This is a genomic window from Kordiimonas sp. SCSIO 12610 (assembly GCF_024398015.1).
GTDB lineage: Bacteria > Pseudomonadota > Alphaproteobacteria > Sphingomonadales > Kordiimonadaceae > CANLMI01.
Genome location: NZ_CP073747.1, coordinates 2,441,505 through 2,465,140, shown reverse-complemented (window position 1 = coordinate 2,465,140; position 23,636 = coordinate 2,441,505). Strand labels below are relative to the sequence as shown.

Below are 23,636 nucleotides of genomic sequence, written 5' to 3'. Positions count from 1 at the left end.
TTGAACTATGCGGCCGTAATGAATGTATCGATAACGCGCTTGGTACCTGCTTTCTCAAAAGCGACCAACAGCTTGTTACCTTCAACATCTTCGATCGTACCATATCCGAATTTATCATGAAAAACCCGTTCCCCCACGGCAAAATTACTGACGGGAGTTGGTTTTGGTTTTCGTTTCACTCTGCCTTCAATAATTGGCTTTGAGCTTTGATATTTAGTTGCGCTTTGATTTTGGCGCCATTCCTGGGCACGTTGCCACCCTGGGCCATACTTATCGCCGCTTGATGTGAAATACCCATCGTTAGTCTCGTTAGACCAGCTATCATCGCTACCCCAACCATTTGTGCGACCAGAGCGATTTCCGTAGAGGCCTTGCGCTGAGTCCATTTCGATATGATCTTCAGGTAAGTCTTCAATGAAGCGGCTTGGAATACTGCTACGCCACTGACCAAATACCTGACGATTTCCAGCAAAATATATAAAGGCTTTCTTCTTCGCACGGGTTATGCCCACATAGGCAAGCCGACGTTCTTCCTCTAGCGCCTTCATGCCACTTTCGTCCATGGCGCGTTGGCTTGGGAATATCTCTTCTTCCCAACCGGGTAGAAAAACAGTGTCAAATTCCAGCCCTTTGGCAGCATGCAAAGTCATCAGGCTTACTTTATCCTGACTGTCGTTGCCTGCATTTTCCATTACCAGTGAAATATGTTCCAGAAAACCGCCTAAGTTCTCAAATTCACCCATTGCAGAAACAAGTTCTTGAAGGTTTTCAAGTCGACCAGCCGCATCAGGTGATTTATCGTTTTGCCACATTTCGGTATAACCAGACTCGTCCAATACCATTTCTGCTACTTCAACATGCGAATGGGTGTGTAACATGGCCCGCCATCGATCGAAATTATCCATTAATTTGGTGATCGAATTTTTCGCCTGAGGTCGCAGGATATCAAGCCCCGTGATTTGCCGGGCTGCACGTGTCATCGAAATTTCGTGCGAAGTAGCCAGATGATGGATCTTTTGAATGGTGGCACCGCCGAGGCCGCGTTTTGGAACATTGACAATACGTTCGAAAGCAAGGTCATCATCGGCCTGTGCGATCACTCTCAGATACGCCATTGCATCACGAATTTCCGCACGTTCATAGAAACGCGGGCCTCCGATTACACGGTAGGGGACACCAAGCGTAATCATACGCTCTTCAAACTCACGCATCTGGAAACCAGTGCGCACCAAAATGGCGATTTCGCTTAGGGCATGCCCTTTGGTTTGCAGGCTTTCAATTTCATCGCCGATTGATCTGGCTTCTTCAGGAGCATCCCAGACCCCACGAACAGTTATAAGGTCGCCGTTATCCTGATCTGTCCAAAGTGTTTTACCAAGCCTGTCTTCGTTAGTAGCGATGAGCGCAGATGCGGCGGCGAGGATATTACCTGTAGACCTGTAGTTTTGCTCTAGCCTAACAACCTTTGCCCCTGGGAAGTCATCGGAGAACCTCAGAATATTACCAACTTCTGCCCCGCGCCAACCATAAATAGATTGATCATCATCACCTACACAGCAAATATTCTGTGTCGATTGCGCAAGCAGACGGAGCCAGAGATATTGTGCGACGTTTGTGTCCTGATACTCGTCCACAAGAATATATTTAAAGAGATTATGGTATTCCCTTAAAACATCAGGGTTATTCATAAAGATGGTGATCACATGCATCAGTAGATCACCAAAATCACAGGCATTTAAAATTGTCAGGCGATCCTGATAAGCTTTGTAAAGCTTTCCTCCCAAGCCATTAGCAAAAGCATAGCTTTCGCCTTCCGGTATTTTGTCCGGGGTTAGGGCACGGTTTTTCCATCGATCAATGAGGCCAGCCAATGTTCGAGCGGGCCAGCGTTTGTCATCGATATTTTCTGCCTGCAAGAGTTGTTTCAAAAGGCGAATTTGATCATCAGTATCAAGAATGGTGAAATTGGATTTTAAGCCCACGAGTTCGGCATGTTTTCTAAGGATACGAACACATACAGAATGGAATGTTCCTATCCACATACCCTCAACCGGGCGCCCCATAACGCGCGCGACCCGCTCCTGCATTTCTTTCGCAGCTTTATTCGTAAAAGTAACAGCCAGTATATTCCAGGGTGCTGCACGGCCCGTTGCCATAATATGACCAAGACGGGTTGTAAGGACACGGGTTTTTCCTGTACCTGCCCCTGCGAGCACAAGAACGGGGCCCTCACAAGTCAGAACGGCCTCTCTTTGCGGCGCGTTTAGGCCGCTTATGTATGGCGGTTCATGGTCTGTGGCTGTAGCTTCTTGCTGCGGTGCAGCAGGTGCAGAGGGGGTGTCAAAACCGTCAAGATCAAAAGGGTCATTCATCATGATTTGTCTATATCATCCTACTTCCGGATGGGGAAGCTGATCATGCTGGAAAGTCGAATATTTTTATAATTAACCGTGTTTGCCGATAGTTTTGTCCTGGCCATGAGATTCTAGAAGAGCCCGGTTATATTCGCGCATAACCATACGGTGTTTGATCAGCCCGACAACCGTATTGTTTCCTTCTGGAGAAACAACAGGCAATGTTTCTTCTCCGCTCATTTCAAGCTTATTGAGGGCAACTTCCAAAATATCACTAGATTTCACAACCGTTGGCGCTCGACGTAAAAGCTCGCCGACAGTGACCGAATTTGCCATATCGCCTTCAAATACATGCGATGGCAGCTCCGAAAAGGATAAAATCCCTTCCATGTGACCAGTTTCGTTGGTCACGATAAGAATGCCACCACCTTGAAGCATTAATAGCTCTCTGGCTTTTATGGCTTTTTCGCTTGTCTGGAGCGTGTAAAAATCGCGTGTCATATGATCACTCACATGCGCAGACTTGAGGAGGTAAGTGGCACGACCGCCTTCAAGGAAAATGCCTCTGTTCGCAAGTTGCATGTGAAATATGGATCGCCGATAAAACAGGTTGCTAACAAGGCTTGCTACGGCGGACGCGATCATCACGGCGATTGTAGTTGAATAATCACCTGTAATCTCAAAGACAATCAGCATTGTTGATATGGGTGCGCCTAAAACGGCGCTTGCCATCGCGCCCATACCTACAATGGCATACATTCCATGTGATGATGCCAGTTCTGGGAAAATAGTTGCGACAATGAGGCCGAAAGCACCACCAAGCACAGCACCAATAAACAATGAAGGGCTGAAAACACCGCCGCCAAACCTACCAGCCAATGAGACCGTTGCAGCAAAAATCTTAGCTACAATTAAAGCTAAAAGAACTTGCAGTGTATACTCACCGTTCAGTGCTTTTGATGTGGCTTCATAGCCAACGCTTAGAACCTCAGGATAGACGAGGGCGATCATGCCTAAGATCAGCCCGGCAATAGCAGGGTGGAGCCAATAGGGGATTTTGGAAAAGCTTGTCCGAATTTTATCGCCGTAATTAATAGCCGTCATAAAAATGATCGCTACAATGGCGGCGACGATACCTAGAATGAAGAAGGCTGGAAATTCCCAAAAGCTGACGATTGAGTAATCGATAACTTGAAAAGCAGGATTGTCACCGAGGTGCGCACGGCTGACGAGTGTGCCGGCGATCGCGGCAATAACAATCGGAGCAAACGTGTGAAGAGCGTAGTGCCCTATGATGACCTCAAGCGCAAAAAATACTCCTGCGATTGGTGCATTAAACGAAGCGGCCACAGCGCTTGCCACAGCACAGCCGAGTAGGGTTCGCGCTGTGGCTGGGTTTAAGTGCAAGCGATCAGTGACGAAGGCAGCAAGCGTGGCACCCAAATGCACAACAGGCCCTTCCCGTCCTGATGAAGCACCAGCACCGAGCGATAAAATGGTTGCGGCTGCACTAATCAAACCTTCTTTCAAGTCAACATGGCTTTTCTTAAGTGCTGCTGCTTCGATAACGTGGGGAACACCCTTTGTAAGATTGTTTGGAAGAAACCGAAGAATTTGCCCAACAACTAAGCCGCCTATGATGGGAACCAGTAGAATTTGCCACCACGGTAAATTTGTAATACCCGTTGCAAATGTTGCTTCGCTTTCGCCAAAGGCGAAAATGATAATCGCTTCGATTGCTAGATAAAATCCGATGGCTGCATAGCCTGCAATAACCCCGATTATGGCAGCAAGAAAGGTGATGACGCCATATTCATAACGGCCAGAACCAAACATTGTTGCCCGTAGCCACCGCGCCCAGCCATGTAATGTGTGCTTTTTCTTTGCCATTTTGCCTGAATACTCGTCTTCAGCCAGAAGTTATAGTTCGTAGAATATAACAATCAGATAGCAGTTCTTATGACTGGGTAAAACCTTCTCTTTTAAATTTATTGCAGAAACTGTTTCTTAATAGTTGATTTTTTGCCGTATCATTGCCTGATTTTAGAGTAAAAATCGCGGTGATGTTACTCTCATTCCTATAAAAGGTGTGTAACACTCTATCTAATTTACAACGAAGGCAGGTTAAGAGCTGTGTTTAAGAAGATCACTTTTGGAATTATTGCATTCGTTTTTGCATGTGTTGCTGTCGCGGCCATTTTCTTAAGCACGGTTGATTGGAATGAATATAAAGGAACATTAGAAGAAACGGCTTATAGCACGACAGGCGTTAAGCTAGATCTTGCAGGAAATATAGGTATTAGTCTTCTTCCAACACCGTCTTTAAGCGCTGAAACCATATCGCTTAGAAGGCCTGATGAACAAAATTCGGAGCTTATAGCCACCGCGAAACGGATCGATGTCGAGCTTTCTTTGGGTGACCTTTTAAAAGGGGATGTATCCTTTAATAAGTTGGAGCTTGTTGGTCTAGAGTTGAATGTCAACGAGGACCAGAACGGTGCCTGGGTTCTACAGGGGTGGCCCGACAATAAGGCCAGACAGCAATCACCCTCTGATGATGAGAATGAAAGCTCAGCGGATACGGCTATTAATCTGGATCAATTTCAACTGACTGGTGCCCGTATCAATATTGTTCCTTTTGATGGCAAGCAACGAAATATTGAGAGTCTTGATATTTCACTGTCAGGCGTTTTTCCAAAGGGTCCATTGAATTGGCAAGGACAGTTTTTTGTTGGCGATGAAAAGGTTGACGTTAGCGGTCGAGCGCGTCCTATTCCTTCACGGGATGAAATTTCCTTGAAAGTAGAACTCGGTGTGAATGGCGGTGGCCTATCAGTATCAGGTCGGTACGGCGCAGAAACAGGTGTACTCGGTCGCGCAATTATATCTGGTAATGATTTGCCGGGCTTTCTATCGTCAGTTTCGAATATTACGGGTAGTGAAACGACATATGAAGGAACAGACATTCCCTTTCTCGTTGACTTACAGGTTGAGGGAAACGGTGGCGTTTATTCCATTGTATCCAAGCAACTAGACGTGAACAGTACACACGGGCGGCTTGATTTGACGTATGCAAATCTTGAAGAGCGCTCCAACGTAACGGGCACACTGGCCCTTGGAATCATAGATACGGCGCGCTGGGATACGTTTTTCATTTCTAATGTTGATGATCAGGCGGCAAATTCCGATCAAACCAGTGGCTTTAATCTACCGTTGCAGGGGGCGCTTGATACAACAGTTGAAGGGATTGTCTTAAAAGGCAATACGATCAGAAATGTTGACGCTGTTGTCAGGGTGAATGGTAATCGAATTGAGCTTAACAAGTTTCAGGCACTTCTTCCGGGCGGCACTGGTGTTGCTGCGCAGCTTGTTATCGATGGGCAGGATGATATCCGGGGCAGTGGTGGTTTTTCAATTATATCAGAACAATTGCCAGTTCTTTTGGACTGGACAGGCGCCTCCTTTCAAAAAGATTTGCCTGCGGGTCGATTAGCCACTGCTAATATTGCCGCGAAGCTAAATTTTGATCGCTCTAGCTGGACTATAGAAAATGTGAAGGGGAATGTTGATACGTCCAATTTCACTGGAACAGCGACGGGCAATTTCACGGGGACGTATCTTACTACTGCGGATATAAATGTTGGTACTATAAATCTTGATGCTTACCTTTCAGATTTTGCAAAGGGTACCGTCCAGCCTGAAGCTAATCCTGCGCCTTCATCGAACACGCAGACTACTAACGTTTCTTATTTTCCAGCGAATACAATTGATCTCAAGTTAACGGCTGATCAGGCCCTTTGGAAAAATAAGCAGTTCAAAAATATAAATATTGAAACTCAGGCAAGTCCTGTGGAAATCAGGGTTTCAAAGTTTACAGCCTCTCAAGGAAACGGTTCGTTGAATATTGCTGGTGCTGTTCAAAGCCCTGCTAGTACAAATTCCCAGCCCAATTATGAATTGAATGCAGGATTTTCCAATATGTCACTGGACTTAGTGCGTGAATTAGCGCCTGAGAGTGCACAGTATTTGGATGATTTAGGGCTAAAGACTGCTACGGGGAACATTTCGGTAAACGGCCCCATGGACGCTCTTAAGGTTGTTGCGAATGTCAAACATGATTGGTCATCAGAATGGTCTTTAAGCGGCGATTTGTCATTAGAAGATGATACTATAGTAACTATGTCGCTTCAGGGAAATGTGCGTCATGATGATGTTTCCAAGACCCTAAAGGAGGTGGGTATAAATGCTAAAGTGACGCCTGTTGATCTTACACTCGCTATTAATCAAAATTCGCTAAACGGACCAGTTGCTGTAAAAGCAAATGGTAAGGTTGAAAATAGCCAGGTTATTACGGAAGCGGTTTATCAACCAGGTGACATTGAAGCGACTTTTTCTGTGGCCCATCAAAGTGCGATCAAGTTATTTGACCTGTTCTCGCTTGATTTACCACTTCCTAATCCGACAAATTCCATAAACCTGAATGGGAAGGCAAAGTTTCAGGACAAAAATTGGGCCCTAAATGGATTGGATGTAAGGAACGGTAATGCCAGCTTTTTCGGGAACTTGGCGGGGCAAGGAAAAACGATTAACGGCGGATTACAATTTCAAAATTGGAAAGTCAATGCATCGCCAAAAACTACCTCGGGCGTTCCGCCTCAGACCTTTAATCAAACTGCTTCATACAGACCTTCTGGCAATCAACCAGCTTTTAATCTGGGCAACTATAGTGATTACGCGGGGGCGGTTGCGCTTACTTTCAATAATGTCGAAGTGTTTGGCCAAATATTATCACTTCAGAATGGCCAACTTGATATCGGTGACGGCTATGCGTATTTAGGCCTTGGTGAAGGGGCGCAGTTGAATGGTCAGCCCTTATATGGGAAGGTTTCTGTTGCGCTTAACCCTATTCCTGCATTTGAATTGGAATTGGATGCAAATTACATTGATATTGCGTCTATGCTGATCGGCGCAGGCTATAGTGATTTCATGTCTGGCGGTAGTTCAGTGAAACTAAACCTGGCGGCACAAGGTAATGATACCTTATCTTTGATGAAAAGCCTGAACGGGCAAGGTAGTTTCAAGGGACAAGCTGGTATTTTATCGTTTTTGGATGTGCCTTCTTTGATAAATGATATTCAAACAGCATCATCAGGGCGTGGGTTTTTGAATGTAATTGGTCATCGCTTGCAAGGTGGGCAGACATCATTTGGTACATTGGAAGCATCATTTTCGATGGATAGTGGTGTAGCACTGGTGGAAACGTTTAAAGCAAACGGTAGCTGGGGAAGCCTTGGGCTTGACGGACAAATTAATCTGGTTGACCAGTTTATGGATATGAAGGGTGCTCTTGCGCTCGCAAGTCCGGTGGACGCACCTTTAATGCCCGTGAATTATCGTGGGCCTTTGTCTTCCCCGAGTGGTGGTTGGCAAAGCCGGGCGTTGGAACGATTTGTTCTTGCAGGGATAGAGCGCCGTCTAAGGTCCAGTATTTTTAAGCAGTTTGAAAAGGCGGACAGTACGACCTCCCCGGATAATCCTCCAAAATCAAATAGCGCTGGCAGCGCAGTCTTTGATAGTGCTTTTGGTATTCTTTCAGCCTTAAAGAAAAAACAACAAGCAAAGAAAGAAGCAGAAGCCGCAAAGGCGAAGGAAGAACAAGATAAAGAGAAGCAAAACTAACGCCTGATTAGTCGGTTGTTATCTTTTGGGTACTTTCTGTTTCAAGGCGTTGGATAACATAGGCCCGAATACTGCCTGATAGTGACCTTGAGCGGGCTTCATCGATTTGTCTGACAATTTCATTGAGTGAAATTTTGTCCGTATCAGCATAACGTTTTAGGTGCCGCCAAAAGCATTGCTCGATCGATATTGATGTTCTGTGGCCGGAAATGGTCACAGAACGTTTTTTTAATTTTGCATCTTCAAGATCTAACATTAGGGAAATTTGCCGTTATTTTATCCTGTTGGTCAAGATGCAATTGGCTCTTCTTTTTCCAGACGGCCTTCATAGTCAACGGCGATACCATATTCTGGGTCTTCAATCACTGAAACTTCCACCATTTGCCCCGCTTTGTTGAGAAGGGATTTACAATCGGCACTCAGGTGACGCAGGTGAAGTGTTTTACCGGCACTTTTGTAACGCTCTGCAAGGCTGTCAATTGCTTGAAGGCCCGAATGATCCCAAACGCGGCTATCAATAAAATCTACGATCACATCTTCAGGGTCGCCTTTGGGGTCAAAGATCTCCTGAAAGCTGGTGATGGAGCCAAAGAATAGAGGGCCGTGTAACTCATATAGTTTTTGGTTTTCAGCGAGCATACTTGTGCGGGCTTCAATACGTTTGGCTGCCTGCCACGAGAAGACAAGGGCAGAGACAATAACACCAACAATTACGGCGATGCCAAGGTCTTCTGCAACAGTTACTCCTGATACTAATATCAGAACAAATGCGTCAGAGCGTGGAATTTTATTGATAATCCTGAAGCTCGACCATGCGAAGGTTCCAACCACCACCATGAACATAACACCAGTGAGGGCGGCAAGTGGAATTTGTTCGATCAGGCTACTGCCGAACAGAATGAATGCAAGTAAGAAAAGTGCAGCAGATGTCCCTGAAAGCCGAGTACGACCACCAGAATTCACGTTGATCATGCTTTGACCAATCATGGCACATCCACCCATGCCGCCGAAAAAGCCTGTGACTACGTTTGCAGCACCTTGCGCGACGCATTCTTGGCTTGCACCGCCTTTTGATTCTGTAATTTCGGCAACTAGGTTTAGTGTCAATAGTGATTCAATTAATCCGATTGCTGCAAGTATAGCACTATATGGGAAGATAATACTTAGTGTTTCAAAGTTCATAGGGACAGCCGGAATACTGAAATCAGGTAAACCACCTTGAATAGAGCCCAAGTCGCCTACTCGTGAAACATCAAGGTTAAAGCCGATGACAATTGCTGAAACAATGAGAATGCCTAAAAGTGGGGCCGGGAATGCTTTAATATATTTACTACCTGCCCAAATAATCAGCATAGTTAAACCGGTCAGGCCAAGCATAAGATATAGTTGAATGCCATTTAACCATTCGCCAGAAGCATCCTTAAATTGTGACCGTTGAGCTAAGAAAATAACTATGGCGAGCCCGTTAACAAACCCGAGCATTACGGGATACGGGACCATCCGGATGAATTTTCCAAGTCGGAAGGCACCAGCAAGTATTTGTAATATTCCCATTAAAACAACGGTTGCGAATAAATATTGTACGCCGTGACTTACAACCAATTCGACCATCACAACAGCTAAGGCGCCAGTTGCACCAGAAATCATTCCAGGCCTTCCCCCAATAAGGGCTGTGATTAGACCAACAATGAAAGCGGCATACAGACCGACTAGTGCATCGACTCGTGCGACTATCGCAAATGCAACGGCTTCAGGCACAAGAGCAAGCGCTACAGTAAGACCCGAGAGAACCTCTGTCTTGACAATGTTTGGTGTCATTGCACGAAAGGATGATGTTAGATTATTAAACATGAATGGCCCTTTATGGCAGAGGTAAAGCAGGTCTGCGATCTGAATTGTGTAAGGTCTGCGCTAATTTCTACAAGCGCAGGGTTCTATACCGTTAAGGTCAATAGGGCAAGAGACTTCGAATAAAGTTACTCACGTCCATTGCCTCTCAAAACTTATGTGAGTTCGAGGGAATGGACTTGAAATCAAAAAAGCCCAGCGAATACATGACTGAGCTTTTCTGTATGTCTGATTGGATTGATTTAGCTAAAGCGCTTTAAAGAAGTCATTTCCTTTGTCATCCACAACAATGAATGCAGGGAAATCAACAACATCAATTTTCCATACAGCTTCCATGCCGAGGTCAGCAAAATCAAGTGTTTCGATTTTGGTGATATTGTCTTGGGCAAGTGCTGCTGCTGGCCCACCAACGGAGCCGAGGTAAAACCCGCCATTTTCTTCACAGGCTTTGGTTACATCGCGTGATCTGTTGCCTTTGGCGAGGCTGATCATGCTACCGCCCAATTTTTGGAATGGCCCGACATAGCTGTCCATGCGGCCTGCGGTGGTTGGACCAAAAGAACCAGAGGCATAGCCTTCGGGCGTTTTCGCTGGTCCGGCATAATAGATAATATGATCTTTGAAGTAACTCGGCATTTCAGCGCCGTCCTCGATCATTTTTTGAATACGGGCATGCGCGAGATCACGGGCAACGATGATTGTACCAGTAAGGCTGAGGCGGGTTTTTATTGGATAATTTGTTAATTCAGCCAGAATATCTTTCATCGGGCGATTGAGGTCAATTTTAACGACTTCATCAGACAAAGTATTTTCACTGACCTCCGGCATATATTTCGCTGGATCAGTCTCGAGCTGCTCAATGAAAATACCGTCTGCTGTGATTTTCGCCTTTGCCTGACGGTCGGCGGAACAGGAAACACCAATACCAACAGGCAGACTAGCACCGTGACGGGGAAGGCGAATTACGCGAACATCATGGCAGAAATATTTCCCACCAAACTGCGCGCCAATCCCCATATTCTGGGTCATTTTATGGATTTTTTCTTCGAGTTCAATATCGCGGAAAGCGCGGCCTGTTTCATCGCCTGTAGTTGGTAAATTATCGAGGTCACGGGCCGAGGCTTTTTTAACGGTTGCAAGATTCTGTTCAGCGGACAAACCGCCAATTGTTATTGCTAAGTGATAGGGTGGACACGCGGCCGTACCGAGTGTTTTGATTTTCTCTTCTAAGAACGCAAGCATCCTGTCTTCACGAAGTGTCGCGGGTGTTTGTTGGAACAAGAAGGTCTTGTTTGCACTGCCCCCACCTTTCGCCATGAACAGAAAATGATATTCGTTGCCGGTTGTTGCGTACAAATCAATCTGCGCTGGCGTATTATTTTTTGTGTTAACTTCCTTATACATGGAAATCGGGGCCATCTGGCTATAACGCAAATTAGTTTCTGTGTAGGTCCGCATGATGCCTTTGCTAAGGGGGGCTGCATCATCATTATCTGTCCAGACGTCCTGGCCTTTCTTGCCGACGACGATCGCTGTGCCGGTGTCCTGGCAACTCGGGAGAACCCGGCCCGCAGCAATATTTGCGTTTTTCAAGAGTTCCTTGGCGACAAAATGATCATTATCGCTTGCTTCTTTGTCATCCAGAATATCCGCGAGCTGCTGGAGGTGGCCTGGGCGAAGTAAATGCGCGATATCTGCCATAGCCTCTCTTGACAAAAGCTCCAGGCCTTCATCTTCGACCTTTAGGATAGTACGGCCCTCTACTTCGATAGTGGAGACATAGTCGCTTGTTATTTTTCGATACTCTGTGTCGTCATTACCTGTTTGGAAAAGTTTTGAATACGTCCATTCAGTCATGTCTATGTCTCTTTATGTTTTGAATTAAGGTTGCTTGGTCGCGGTTAAACGGCCTGGCTAGTGATGCTGTCTTCTAGAGTGCTATTTTTTTCTAAAAGCATCGAGTGTGACGACATTGTTTTCATCTTTTTTGCTGTCATCATCGTCGGTATCTGCCACCATGGCCTTGGCGGTATGCTCATTCGCGTTAGAGTCTTGCGAAGTTGAGGCTTTGGCGTCTTCGTTTGTTACATTTGTTGGGAATGCGCTGGTAGCATCAGATGGAAATATACTCTCATTATTTCCTTCAACAGTATTCGCACTGCCATTGTCATCATGGAACTGCAGGGCAAATTGAACGCTCGGGTCTACAAAACCTGTAACTGCAGCGAAGGGGATTGTTAGATGCTCTGGTGTTTGATTGAACGATAAACCGATTTCAAAATAATCATCAAAAACCTTAAGTCCCCAGTATTTGTGCTGAAGAACGATTGTCATTTCGTCGGGAAATCTTGAAATCAGGTGGTCAGGAATCATGACGCCGTCAGCTTGCGTCTTGAACGCAATATAAAAGTGATGATCGCCAGCCAAGCCCTCTTTCTCAGTATCAATCAACACGCTTCTTACAACGCTTCTCAAGGCACTTTGTACTTTGGAGTCATAGTCAATAAAAGTGTCAGCCATTGATGTTCTCTATCATCGTCAATGATTAAGTAATTTCGGCTGTTATAATAACAGATATCAGCGGCGTGAAGGGAAAATTACGGATTTTTATGTGAAATTTCTATTTCGTGAAGAGGTTGAATGGTCTTAGTTCGACATTGACATCATATTCTTGGCATTTGGATTGTAAATTGATGATTGATTTTAAGTGGTTAATCTTATTATGGTCATTTTTTTGATTAATTTACTAAAATTTGCAAAATACAATTTTAAAGCCGAGAAGCGCGATTGCTACAGATTGAGGATAAACATACTAGAGAGTCTGCCGCATTTTGCGACGCTGCCTTGTTAGCAGCAAGCATTTCGGAACTTGAAGTGAAATTCACAGATTTGATACGGTCATTGGGATTCGATGACTATATTTGCACGTCATGTATGGCATGGGCAGAGGAGAAACGGGTTCGGGTTCACTCTGCAAGTCTGGCGGTGGAGGCGCTGCATGAGTATATTATAGCAGATAGCCGCTACAATAATCCGATTTTAAGGAAGGCGGCTTCTCAAATCTATCCTTTTGATTGGTCTGAGGCAGAGTTCCTTGCTGGATTGAATGAAATGGACCAGTCTTTTCTCTCTATTATGGACGAGCAAGGCATATTAGAAGGCTATACAATTCCTTTGCATTATGCCGGTTTTCCTGTGTCAGCGCTTACTCTTATATCTAGTCAATCAACCATTCCCTCAATCCTTACATGGGGAATGAAATATATGATTTCATTTGTTGTATCTGCTTTCTTCGAGGCTTATGTGAGGCTATCTGGCACCGATCAAGCAGGTGAGAACGATAATTCTTCTCTAATTGTCAAGAAGCTTACACCTCGAGAGCGGGAATGTTTATATTGGGTAAGCAAGGGCAAAACAGACGCCGAGACCGCGAGTATTCTTAATCTTGCAGAAAGTACCGTTCATGCACACGTTGAAAGCGCAAAGAAACGAATGGGGGTGCATACGCGCATTCAGGCTGTGATGAGGGCATATTTTCTAAATCAAATTCACGCATAAGGTGTTTTTGGCTACTTTCTCAAATTCACCCTATCTGATCAGCCTATAGGAAAACGCTTCAAAGTCTGATTACATTCCTATTAGACGGTTGGGGGTGTAGAGACTTAGCTCCTGATTTGTTAGATTGGGAGCCTTCTGATGACTATAATTACACCAGTGTCGTACGACACTAAAGACAATGTACATGCCGTATGTTCGGGTACTGTACTTTCGTATCAGAACATGATGAAACAGTTAATATTTCTATTTGCGCAATTAGAGCCAAGCGTTTTAGATTCTATACTTGTAGATATTGAAAATATATACGGGATTTCAACAAACACAGAATTCAGCGAGATAGAATATCATAATAAAAACGATATTGCCGCACATGCAGTAATACGATTTTTTTATGTCATTTTGGGGCGACCACGTGAAGATATAGCTTTTGCATTTACTCTGGTTCAGATTAGAGCCTTGGAACTAGGTGCAGATGACTGCGAATGCAGGGATGTATACTGCTAAATTTAAATAAATGGTCCGTTCTGTTGCTAGGTGGACCAACCCCCACCTGAAGACGTCAATCCTCAGGAATTGATAAATGTGTTTACTGGAACAGCTTACGCTGCAACAGCGAACTCGACGTCATTGTCGTTTGCATTTATAAAAATTTGGTCCATCGCGGCGGTACCATCCCGAGCGAAAAGCTAACACTGTTCAATACACGTCGATCCTATTTCACCCCCATCATAAAGAACCCTAAACAGGTAGGTTCTTTATGGTGGAGGTGCCGGGTACCGCCCCCGGGTCCGTCTTATTTACTTACTGCGCCGTTTATCGCCATAGCTGGAAAACCAGCACCTCTCATATAAGAAATTCTGATATGAAATTAAAGTATTTTCGCGAATAATAATGGCACTATGAAATTCATAGCCATTTTCTTGCGCTCCATGACCGAAGACCCTATAGAAATAAAGTGCAGTTTTCAGGGAGTGACTTTGTGCAACAATATCATGAGCTTTTAGAGAGAATTAGACGCGAAGGCGTTTTTAGAGGGGATCGGACAGGAACGGGAACTTATAGTGTTTTCGGCCATCAGATGCGATTTAACCTCAATGATGGGTTTCCACTCGTTACGACCAAGAAACTTCACCTAAAATCGATTGTTCATGAGCTTCTTTGGTTCTTAAAAGGCGATACAAATATCGGATACCTAAGAGAAAATGGTGTGAAGATTTGGGATGAATGGGCGGACGAAAATGGCGACCTTGGGCCAGTGTACGGCCATCAATGGCGCAGTTGGCCCACCCCGAACGGTGAAAAGGTCGATCAAATCACCAATTTGCTCCACCAAATCAAAAATACGCCTGAAAGCCGCCGTTTAATTGTATCTGCATGGAATGTTGCAGACGTTGATCACATGGCTTTGCCTCCATGTCATTGTTTGTTCCAGTTTTACGTTGCAGAGGGCAAATTGTCTTGTCAGCTTTACCAACGAAGCGCAGATGTGTTTTTAGGAGTGCCCTTCAATATCGCATCTTATGCATTGCTGACCCATATGATTGCGCAAGCTTGTGGCCTGGGGGTTGGTGATTTTGTGCATACCTTTGGCGACGCTCATTTATACAGCAATCATATTGATCAAGCCGATTTGCAGTTATCGCGCATACCATTTGACTTACCTGAATTGAAATTAAATCAAGATGTTAATGATTTATTTGCATTCACATATGAAGATATCCAGATTTTGAATTACCAAGCACATCCTCATATCAAAGGGGTTGTCGCTGTCTAGAAACTTTATATTTGTGGAGCTTGTCCTCTGTCATCAAACAATGAAAATATTAAGCGGGTCTTGCCGTCGCTCTTGACTTTGTTTGTTGGTTTTGTCGTCACCTGGTCTGTGACGCGGGAAGCAGATATTATTTCGCATGAAGAGGCGTTTGCACAGTTTGAAGCACGCGCCGAAAGTATGATTGATAGGTTCCATAGTAGAATTCAGCAAGCGATAGCCTCGAGTGATGATCTGCTGAGGATTTATCAGAATTCTTCAGACCTTGATCAGGAACTACGACCTGAATCGGAAATGACAAAGCTGAAAGCTAATCAGTTTTCCTATTTGATTAACAATTTTTCTGGATTGAGCAGGTATCGTAAGTTTATCGCCTTTCTAAATCGAGAGTCTCAGGAAAATTCCAGCGACTTTATTTTTGAACAGGTTTGGAGTTCTGCGGGTGATTTTGACCAAGCGGTGCTGTTGGAGCAAATTAATACTTCTGATATTTTTGGAGCGCTCATAAATAATTCATTGCTAAATCGGGCATCGGCGGCCGTTCCCTTACCCGATGGGGTTTTAAAAGAATTTAGTGGCGGCGGTTATGTTCTAATCGTGTCTTCGCTTGCAGGAGAAAGAAACAAGGATTTCTCTATTCAAATTCTTGATGCCAGAGAGATTTTAAATGACCTTAAACAGGTGAAACGATTTGCTGATATGGATTTGCAACTCAGTAGTATCCTGAAATTACCGAACGGCGAAGAAGTTGAACTGGATGCTGCAATATCAGATTTTGATGATAGCGCAGATTATGATGACTATTTTATATCAGTTCATTCATTTCAATTCGGGTCTCAGGTATGGAATGCGGTCGCTTGGTCGACGGAGGAGATATTCGAAACCGATCATTTCAGAGTGCAAGTCGCTTTGTTTGTATGCGTAATTCTTACAGGACTTGTGTATTATATCGTTTGGTCACAATCAGAGCGAACACGCAGGGTAAGTGCGATAATTGATAGAAGAACACGGGCCTTACAAAAAGCAAATGATGAACTGGCAGAACATTATGAAGTCTTACAAGACTTGAATTTAGACCTTTCGAAGGCGCGCGAATCTGCGGAAGCTGCCAGTCATGCAAAGTCAGAATTTCTGGCTACCATGAGCCATGAACTTCGAACACCATTGAATGCAATTTTGGGTTTCTCTCAGATATTGAAAGATCAGGTTATAGGGCCACTTGGTGATGAACGGTACGTTGAATATTCGAATGATATTCACGCCAGTGGATCGCATCTTCTTGGTCTGATCAATGATATCCTTGATTTGGCAAAACTGGAGGCAAATCAGCTTCAGATCGAAAATCATGAAGTTTATCCAAGTGATTTGCTCGATAATGTAAAATCACTGGTAACACCACAATTTACAGAGAAAAATATCGCTTTAAACCTGACCTTGTCTGATGAATTGCCCCAGCCAATAGTCGGCGACGACCTACGACTCAAACAAATCATTATTAACCTCGTTTCCAATTCGATCAAATTTACAGATCAAGGCCATATTGATGTTAAGATTTATCCGAAGCCCATAGAGGTGGATGGGATAAAGCCGGGCTATGTCATTGAAGTCAGTGATACAGGAATAGGAATACCGGAAGATAAACAATCGCTTCTATTCCAAAGATTTACTCAGATTGATGCTGCGCTAACGCGCAAGCACGGCGGGGTAGGCCTGGGGCTGGCCATTTGTCATGAATTGATCGTTAAAATGGGTGGAACGATATCGGTTAAGAGCCAAACTGACGTGGGGACTACAATTTTTGTACATTTACCATTGGAAGAAGCATCGTCAGCTGATAATGACGATATGATGATCTGATTAATTTCAAATGGTAACGGTTTGGGTATGAAAATATCGTGTATTGCTGCTATGGCATCAAATAATGTCATTGGACTTAATAACCAAATGCCTTGGCATCTTCCTGCGGATTTAAAGCATTTTAAATCAATCACGCTTTCTAAACCTATAATTATGGGTCGCAAAACATTTGAATCGATCGGCAGACCGCTTCCTGGTCGTACTAATATAGTGATTACTCGTAATAAGGGTTGGCATGCCGATGGTGTCACCAACGCATCTAGTTTATCGGACGCTATAGAGCTTGCTCGGCGCTTACCCGAAGCGGTTGATGAAATAATGATCATTGGCGGCGGACAGGTTTATAAGGAAGCCTTGCCGCTGGCTGACAGGCTGTATATTACCGAAATTAGTCTCGAGACCGAAGGGGATGCGTTTTTCCCAAAAATTGACCAATCTATTTGGCGGGAAACCGCACGAGAAAGCCACAAAAGCGTGGATGGTCGCCCCGCCCACGCCTTTATCAATTACGACCGTATTTCCTAGGTTAGTTTAGGACCAATGTTTGGCCTATTTCTTTCGCGATGTTCCTGTATATGTCAGCGTGCGGACCATCAGGTGCTGTGACGACAACAGGGGTTCCAGCGTCAGAAAGGGCACGAATATCCATATGGAGTGGTATTGCCCCTAAAAACGTTGCATCGAGTAATTTTGCTGCGTCTTCTGCACCGCCATGGCCGAAAATATGGCTTTCTTCACCGCAACTCGGGCAGATAAAGCTGCTCATGTTTTCGATGATACCGATGATTGGCACATCGACCTTTCTAAACATTGCAAGTCCCTTGCGCGCGTCGATTAGGGCAAGGTCTTGTGGTGTTGAAACAATGACAGCACCACTTAAAGGTGCGTTTTGAACCATCGATAACTGTACGTCGCCGGTTCCAGGCGGCATATCAACAATTAATACATCCAATGGGCCCCAGGCTACATCCTTTAAAAGTTGCTGCACGGCACCCATTACCCGTGGTCCGCGCCAAACGATAGGCTGATCGACGTCAATTAAAAAGCCGATGGACATAATTTTGAGCCCGTATTTCTGAAGGGGTTGGATAACACCATTTACTATTTCAGGACGGTCATCGAGGCCAACAAGTGTAGGAAGTGATGGGCCAAATATATCAGCGTCCATAATCCCGACCTTTAACCGTTGGTCGCGGAGGGCGAGGGCAAGGTTAATCGATGTTGTTGACTTACCAACGCCGCCTTTTCCACTTGCGACAGCAACAACATGATTAACACCGGGGATTTCCACGGGTGTTGGTGGCGGCGGTGTTTGTGGTTTGCTTGCAGGTGTTGGTTTATTTGCTTTGCTTGCTGTTACGACAACGTTAACGGCGTCCACACCTTCTAAATTCGAAACAGTTTTTTCAACGCGGGACCGTATATCCTCGATTGAACCTTTTGTGCCTTCAATTGAAGATATCGGCATATCGCCAAAATCAAGAATAATCCCAATTTGTCCTTTATCGATGATAATCGCACTGAGTGTACCCGAAGCTTTCAGGGACTGGCCAGTTACAGGGTGTTCTATCTCACTGAGGGCATTTTCGATCAAGGCTTGGCTGAGGTTTGTCATCGATTAGTCTCTAATTCTCGTAAGAAGTCAAAAAATACGTATATTCCATTGCAGGTAAGGGGGGGCTACCATATATAGAATAATAAAACACTGTCTTTCTTTTGTCTGTGCGGTAATTTGACTTCATGATGATAGAAGACACTGGTTAAGAGATCATAGGGAGATCCTCAGTATGCCTTGGCAAAACGACAATAACGGTAACCGCCCCAATAATCCTTGGGGCAACAATGGCGGCGGCCCTCGTCGTGGTGGGGGCGGCGAACCACCACAAATCGATGAGTTTATCAAAAAGGGTCAGGATCAACTGAAAACAGTTTTGCCTGGTGGAAAAGGCAGTTTTTCTATCATAGCGCTTGCGGCTTTAGCGCTCTGGCTGGCCACGGGTATTTATTTCGTGGATCCGAATGAACAAGCTGTTGTGCTTAGGTTTGGGAAATTTGTTGATCAAACCGAGCCTGGTGCGCATTGGCACTTTCCCTATCCAATAGAAACGGTTGAAATTCGCGGTGTAACTGATGAAAAGCAAATATCAGTTGGTAACCGTCGTGTTCAGGACACACGTGGTCGTCGTTTGCAAGCTGGCTCAGGGCGTGACGAAAGCCTAATGCTTACACAGGATGAAAACATAGTTGACGTTCGTTTCAACGTTGTTTGGCGAATTGGTAGCTTGCGTGACTATCTTTTCAATATGCAGGATCCTGACGGTACGATTAAATCTGTTTCCGAAAGCGCCATGCGTGAAATCGTTGGTAAAAATCAAATTACGCCAATCATTACAACTGCTCGTGGTCAGATTGAAGAAGAAGCTATTCGAATTATTCAATCAACCCTTAATGATTACGGTGCCGGTGTTGATATCCTGCGTGTTCAGATTATCGAATCGCAAGCGCCTGAAGAGGTGAAAGATGCTTTCCTCGATGTACAGAAAGCTGAAGCGGATCAGCAGCGTTTCCAGAATGAAGCGGAAGCTTACCGCAATCAGAAAGTTCGACAAGCTGAAGGTGAGGCGGAGCGCCTTGTTCAGCTAGCAGAGGCTTATCGTGCTACAACTGTTGCTGGCGCACAAGGTGAAGCAGCTAGGTTTACATCTGTTTACAATGAATATGTTCAGGCAAAAGATGTAACGAAAAAACGTATATACCTAGAGACCATGGAAAACATTCTCGCTGGTATGGATAAAGTTATTTTGGACGGCAATGCCGGATCAGGAGTTGTTCCTTATCTTCCAATCAATGAAATTAAGAAGAAACAGCAAGGCGAAGGGAACTAGATCATGAATGCAAAGGTAATCAGTGGAATCGTTGTTCTTTTCATCGGCTTGTTTGTTTTCTTTAGTAGCATGTTCATTGTCAGCGAACGTGAACAGGCGATTGTTGTTCAATTTGGTGAACCAAAAGATGTGATCCGTGAACCAGGGTTACATTTTAAAATTCCAGGTCTTCAGCAGGTCATCTATTTAGATAAGCGAATTTTAAGCCTTGATATCCGACCACAAGAAGTTCTAGCGAGTGACCAGCGGCGTATTTTGGTCGATAGTTTTGCTCGGTACCGTATTAGTGATCCGCTCAAGCGTTTTCAGGCTGCTCGCGATGAGCGCACGGCTGCCCGGTTACTTGAGGATGCGATGGAATCAACTGTAAGACAGGTGCTTGCGAATGAAGTCATGGGGTCAATCGTTTCTGGCGAGCGTGCGGCACTGATGCGTAAAATTAGCGAACTCACAAACCAGCGTGCTGCATCTTTCGGGCTTGAGGTTGTTGATGTGCGTTTGAAAAGAGTTGACCTCCCTCAGCAGAACAGCGAGGCGATTTTTGCTCGTATGGAAACTGAGCGCCAAAGAGAAGCCGAAGAAAAGCGCGCATCCGGTCGTCGTGATGCCGTGAAAATCAAGGCGGAAGCTGATCGCCGTGTTGCTGAATTAGTGGCTGATGCAGAACGTCAATCACAAACAATTCGTGGTGAAGCAGATGGTCAGGCTGTTAAGATTTTCGCTGATGCATATGGAAAAGACAAAGATTTCTTTGAATTTTACCGGACAATGCAAGCTTACAGAAAATCACTCGGTAAGGACGACACAACTTTGGTGCTATCGCCAGATAGTGAATTCTTCAAATTGTTTGTCGATGACGGTAAGTAAATCATCACTTTAAATTGTGATTGGGGGCATGCTTTGTGTAGTTAGCGTGCCCCTTCTTTATATATAGTCTGTTTATCAGAAGTGTTTTATAGACATAAATTGTACGTCTTATCGCAGGCGTGAAACAATTTGCCGCAAAGGACAAAACTGAAACTTGACCGCGCGGCGTAATAATGATGCGATAGTTGATATCTAGTGAAATCCCCTCTTTGTTCATTAGATGAAACAGGCCAACTTTTAGTAATGGATAATAAAAATATAAAAGGAGTAAGTGCGTGAGCACCATTAAAGTAAAAGCAAAACAGCGACAGCCCCAAAAGACATTAATGTTGCGTGTCTTAATGGCTGGAATGCTTGTTTTAGGTGCGGTAGCTCTTTCATATCAACCGCTCTTTGCGAAGGGCGCACCTGAGAGCTTTGCAGACCTTGTAGAAAAACTTCAGCCTGCTGTTGTGAATATTTCGACAGTTCAAACAATTGAGCGCCGCAGAGGCAACCGTCGCTTGCCACAGGCACCAGAAGGTACGCCGTTTGGCGATTTGTGGGATCAATTCCGCGATCGTTTTGAAGAACAGGAAGCTGAGCCTCGTCAGGCACGATCATTAGGATCTGGTTTCATTATCGATGCAGACGGTTACGTGGTCACAAACAACCATGTAATTGAAGGCGCGGATGAGATCACTGTTATCACTAATGAAGGTGAAGAATATCAAGCGGAGCTTATTGGCCGCGACAAACTAAGCGATCTAGCGCTCTTGAAAATCGAAAATGGCGGTAAGTTTCCATTTGTCAAATGGGGTAATAGCGACGCTGAGCGTGTTGGTGATTGGCTTTTGGCAATTGGTAACCCATTTGGTCAGCAAAACTCTGTTTCCGCTGGTATCCTTTCAGCGCGAAACCGTCAGATCAATGGTGATGGCGAAGTTGAGTTTATCCAGACAGATGCAGCCATTAATAAAGGGAACTCTGGTGGACCACTTTTCAATATGGAAGGTGAAGTGATCGGTGTGAACACAGCGATCTTTTCGCCAACTGGTGGTAGTGTTGGTTTGGGCTTCTCAATCCCTTCAAATGATGCCAGCCGTTTCATCGCACAAATTCGCGAAAATGGCCGTGTTGTCCGTGGTTTCCTTGGCGTAGCCATCACAACGCTCAGCGAAGATGACGCGGAAGACCTTGGACTTGATATTACAGAAGGCGCGTTGATCAGTGAAATTACACCTGACGGCCCGGCTGACAAGTCTGGTGTTGAAATCCAGGACGTAATCGTTGAATGGGACGGTAAGAAAATTACGACAAGCAACGAGCTTGTTCGTGCTGTCCGCAGAACTACTGTTGGTAAACCTGTAGATGTTGTTGTTGTTCGCAATGGCGAACGTAAAACTTTGGAAGTGATCACGGGTGAGCGTGAAGAAACTGACGATGATAACGATGCTCCAGCGGGTAACGGTGATGACGACAACGAGGGTCGCGGTGACCGTGAGCTTGTTGAAGGAATGGAGCTAGGACGGATCACTGGTGATATTCGTCGTCGTTTCCGTATCGAAGATGATGTTGACGGTGTTGTTGTTCTTCGTGTAGCGCGCAGAAGCCAGGCAGCTCGTTCGCAGATTCGCCCAGGTTTTGTGATCCTGCGCGTTAATCAGAATGAGATTGAAACGCCTGCTGATGTCGCGGCTGCAATCGAAGATGCACGCGAGCGTGGTCGTGAACGTGTTCTTCTTCTGGTGAATGTACGTGGACGTACGGCTCATATTCCACTGCAGTTGGAAAAAGAACGCGAAGACGACTAAGCGTTAATTAGCAAATGAAAAGGCCGCTTTAAGCGGCCTTTTTTTATATCTGGGTTTTTTCGCTAACAGTTATTTCAACACATTATATATTCGATAACTTATTTGAATGAACTGCGCGTAAAGCCTTGAAAGAATAGTAACGTTTCTAGGCTAGTATGATTAATGCAGGCGTCAGCGGCCTCTTGTGCGACTGGTTTGGCTTTGTAGGCGACGCCGAGGCCTGCCGCATTTAACATGGGGATGTCGTTTGCACCGTCTCCAACCGCGATAATATCAGACACTGATAAATTTTGTTGTGACTGAAGTTCTTTAAGAGTTTCTTCTTTCGTGCTGGCGTCACAAATAGGAGGAATGACTTCACCAGTTAATGTGCTGTCGTTAATGCCAAGTATGTTTGCCCTGTGCATAGAGAAGCCAAGCTTGTTCGCAACTTTTTCAGTGAAGAAGGTAAAACCACCTGAGACGAGGGCGCTATAGGCGCCAGCACCTGACATTGTGCTGAGTGCGGTTTCGGCTCCATCCGAAACGGTAATGCGTTCAGCAAAACATCGATCAAGGACGTCCGTGTTTAATCCCTTCAGTAAAGCAACCCGTTCCCTTAGGGCATCCTGAAAATCCAATTCTCCACGCATTGCCGCTTCTGTGATCGCAGATACTTTGTCTTTCAGACTGGCAAAATCGGCTAGTTCATCAATGCATTCAACGGTAATCATGGTCGAATCCATGTCGGCTAGAAGTAATTTTTTCTTCCGGTCAGCGGTGTTTTGAAGGGCCCAGTCAATCGGGTATGATGACAGGGTTTCTGTCAGAGTAGATTTGATTGAAGGTCCATCTCCTTCGTTTACCTCAAAGGCTAGGTCTATGGCTTCATCTTCTGATAATATAGAATGATCGATGTCATTGATGTTATAGTGATTATTAAGCAGTTCCTGCGACAAAGCGATCGCTTTATTCAGAATATCTGAATTGTTGGGGTTGACGACAAGAGTAAGAACCATATTCATAAGTAAAACCTAACCACAAA

At 44.9% G+C, this 23,636-nt stretch carries 17 protein-coding genes and 1 other RNA gene; 9 read left to right on the top strand and 9 right to left on the bottom strand.

The annotated features are described in order from the left end of the window. Positions 1-5 precede the first annotated feature (5 nt). The gene (locus tag KFF44_RS11610) at positions 6-2,375 is read right to left on the bottom strand and encodes an ATP-dependent helicase (RefSeq protein WP_255934433.1); all 2,370 of its coding nucleotides are present in this window, start codon (positions 2,373-2,375) and stop codon (positions 6-8) included. Positions 2,376-2,444: 69 nt separating this feature from the next. Then, positions 2,445-4,244: a chloride channel protein gene (locus tag KFF44_RS11605; protein WP_255934432.1), complete on the bottom strand. Its 1,800-nt coding sequence runs from the start codon at positions 4,242-4,244 to the stop codon at positions 2,445-2,447. Between the two features lie 243 nt (positions 4,245-4,487). Between KFF44_RS11605 and KFF44_RS11600 the strand changes: the two genes are divergently transcribed. Then, positions 4,488-8,033: an AsmA family protein gene (locus KFF44_RS11600; protein WP_255934431.1), complete on the top strand. Its 3,546-nt coding sequence runs from the start codon at positions 4,488-4,490 to the stop codon at positions 8,031-8,033. Positions 8,034-8,040: 7 nt separating this feature from the next. Here the strand turns inward: KFF44_RS11600 and KFF44_RS11595 are convergent, their stop codons facing one another. From KFF44_RS11595 to KFF44_RS11580, 4 genes are all read right to left on the bottom strand, one after another. Continuing rightward, the gene (locus tag KFF44_RS11595) at positions 8,041-8,289 is read right to left on the bottom strand and encodes a ribbon-helix-helix domain-containing protein (protein WP_255934430.1); all 249 of its coding nucleotides are present in this window, start codon (positions 8,287-8,289) and stop codon (positions 8,041-8,043) included. Positions 8,290-8,321: 32 nt separating this feature from the next. Further along, positions 8,322-9,884, bottom strand: coding sequence for a SulP family inorganic anion transporter (locus KFF44_RS11590; protein ID WP_255934428.1), 1,563 nt, complete (start codon positions 9,882-9,884; stop codon positions 8,322-8,324). Between the two features lie 243 nt (positions 9,885-10,127). Then, complete coding sequence (locus KFF44_RS11585) at positions 10,128-11,738, bottom strand: fumarate hydratase (protein ID WP_255934426.1); 1,611 nt, start codon at positions 11,736-11,738, stop codon at positions 10,128-10,130. Positions 11,739-11,819: 81 nt separating this feature from the next. Beyond that, positions 11,820-12,401 carry an SspB family protein gene (locus KFF44_RS11580; protein WP_255934425.1) on the bottom strand — a complete coding sequence of 194 codons (582 nt, stop codon included), beginning with the start codon at positions 12,399-12,401 and terminating at the stop codon, positions 11,820-11,822. A 267-nt stretch (positions 12,402-12,668) separates the two neighbouring features. Between KFF44_RS11580 and KFF44_RS11575 the strand changes: the two genes are divergently transcribed. Together KFF44_RS11575 and KFF44_RS11570 are read left to right on the top strand one after the other, a co-directional pair. Continuing rightward, positions 12,669-13,439, top strand: coding sequence for a LuxR C-terminal-related transcriptional regulator (locus KFF44_RS11575; protein WP_255934424.1), 771 nt, complete (start codon positions 12,669-12,671; stop codon positions 13,437-13,439). Between the two features lie 138 nt (positions 13,440-13,577). Beyond that, the gene (locus KFF44_RS11570) at positions 13,578-13,943 is read left to right on the top strand and encodes a hypothetical protein (protein WP_255934423.1); all 366 of its coding nucleotides are present in this window, start codon (positions 13,578-13,580) and stop codon (positions 13,941-13,943) included. A 9-nt stretch (positions 13,944-13,952) separates the two neighbouring features. Here the strand turns inward: KFF44_RS11570 and ssrA are convergent. Next, positions 13,953-14,316, bottom strand: a transfer-messenger RNA (tmRNA) gene (ssrA, locus tag KFF44_RS11565). A 102-nt stretch (positions 14,317-14,418) separates the two neighbouring features. Here ssrA and KFF44_RS11560 point away from each other — a divergent pair. From KFF44_RS11560 to folA, 3 genes are all read left to right on the top strand, one after another. Next, positions 14,419-15,213: a thymidylate synthase gene (locus KFF44_RS11560; RefSeq protein ID WP_255934422.1), complete on the top strand. Its 795-nt coding sequence runs from the start codon at positions 14,419-14,421 to the stop codon at positions 15,211-15,213. Between the two features lie 72 nt (positions 15,214-15,285). Continuing rightward, entirely contained in the window at positions 15,286-17,067 is a 1,782-nt protein-coding gene (locus KFF44_RS11555) for a HAMP domain-containing sensor histidine kinase (RefSeq protein ID WP_255934421.1), read from the top strand. A 27-nt stretch (positions 17,068-17,094) separates the two neighbouring features. After that, a complete protein-coding gene (gene folA, locus KFF44_RS11550; RefSeq protein ID WP_255934420.1) occupies positions 17,095-17,592 on the top strand; it encodes a type 3 dihydrofolate reductase in 498 nt (165 codons plus the stop codon). A 1-nt stretch (position 17,593) separates the two neighbouring features. Here the strand turns inward: folA and KFF44_RS11545 are convergent, their stop codons facing one another. Then, positions 17,594-18,682 (bottom strand): Mrp/NBP35 family ATP-binding protein, encoded by a 1,089-nt coding sequence (locus KFF44_RS11545; protein ID WP_255934419.1) that lies wholly within the window; start codon positions 18,680-18,682, stop codon positions 17,594-17,596. A gap of 172 nt (positions 18,683-18,854) precedes the next feature. On the opposite strand from KFF44_RS11545, the gene hflK reads away from it, so the two are divergent. The 3 genes from hflK to KFF44_RS11530 all read left to right on the top strand — a co-directional run bounded on the left by hflK (position 18,855) and on the right by KFF44_RS11530 (position 22,612). Continuing rightward, positions 18,855-19,952, top strand: a complete 1,098-nt coding sequence (hflK, locus tag KFF44_RS11540; protein WP_255934417.1) for an FtsH protease activity modulator HflK — start codon at positions 18,855-18,857, stop codon at positions 19,950-19,952. 3 nt (positions 19,953-19,955) lie between these two features. Then, a complete protein-coding gene (hflC, locus tag KFF44_RS11535) occupies positions 19,956-20,819 on the top strand; it encodes a protease modulator HflC (protein ID WP_255934415.1) in 864 nt (287 codons plus the stop codon). 275 nt (positions 20,820-21,094) lie between these two features. Then, positions 21,095-22,612, top strand: a complete 1,518-nt coding sequence (locus KFF44_RS11530; RefSeq protein ID WP_255934413.1) for a Do family serine endopeptidase — start codon at positions 21,095-21,097, stop codon at positions 22,610-22,612. 98 nt (positions 22,613-22,710) lie between these two features. On the opposite strand, the gene serB is transcribed toward KFF44_RS11530, so the two are convergent. After that, positions 22,711-23,616: a phosphoserine phosphatase SerB gene (gene serB, locus KFF44_RS11525; protein WP_255934412.1), complete on the bottom strand. Its 906-nt coding sequence runs from the start codon at positions 23,614-23,616 to the stop codon at positions 22,711-22,713. Positions 23,617-23,636 lie beyond the last annotated feature (20 nt).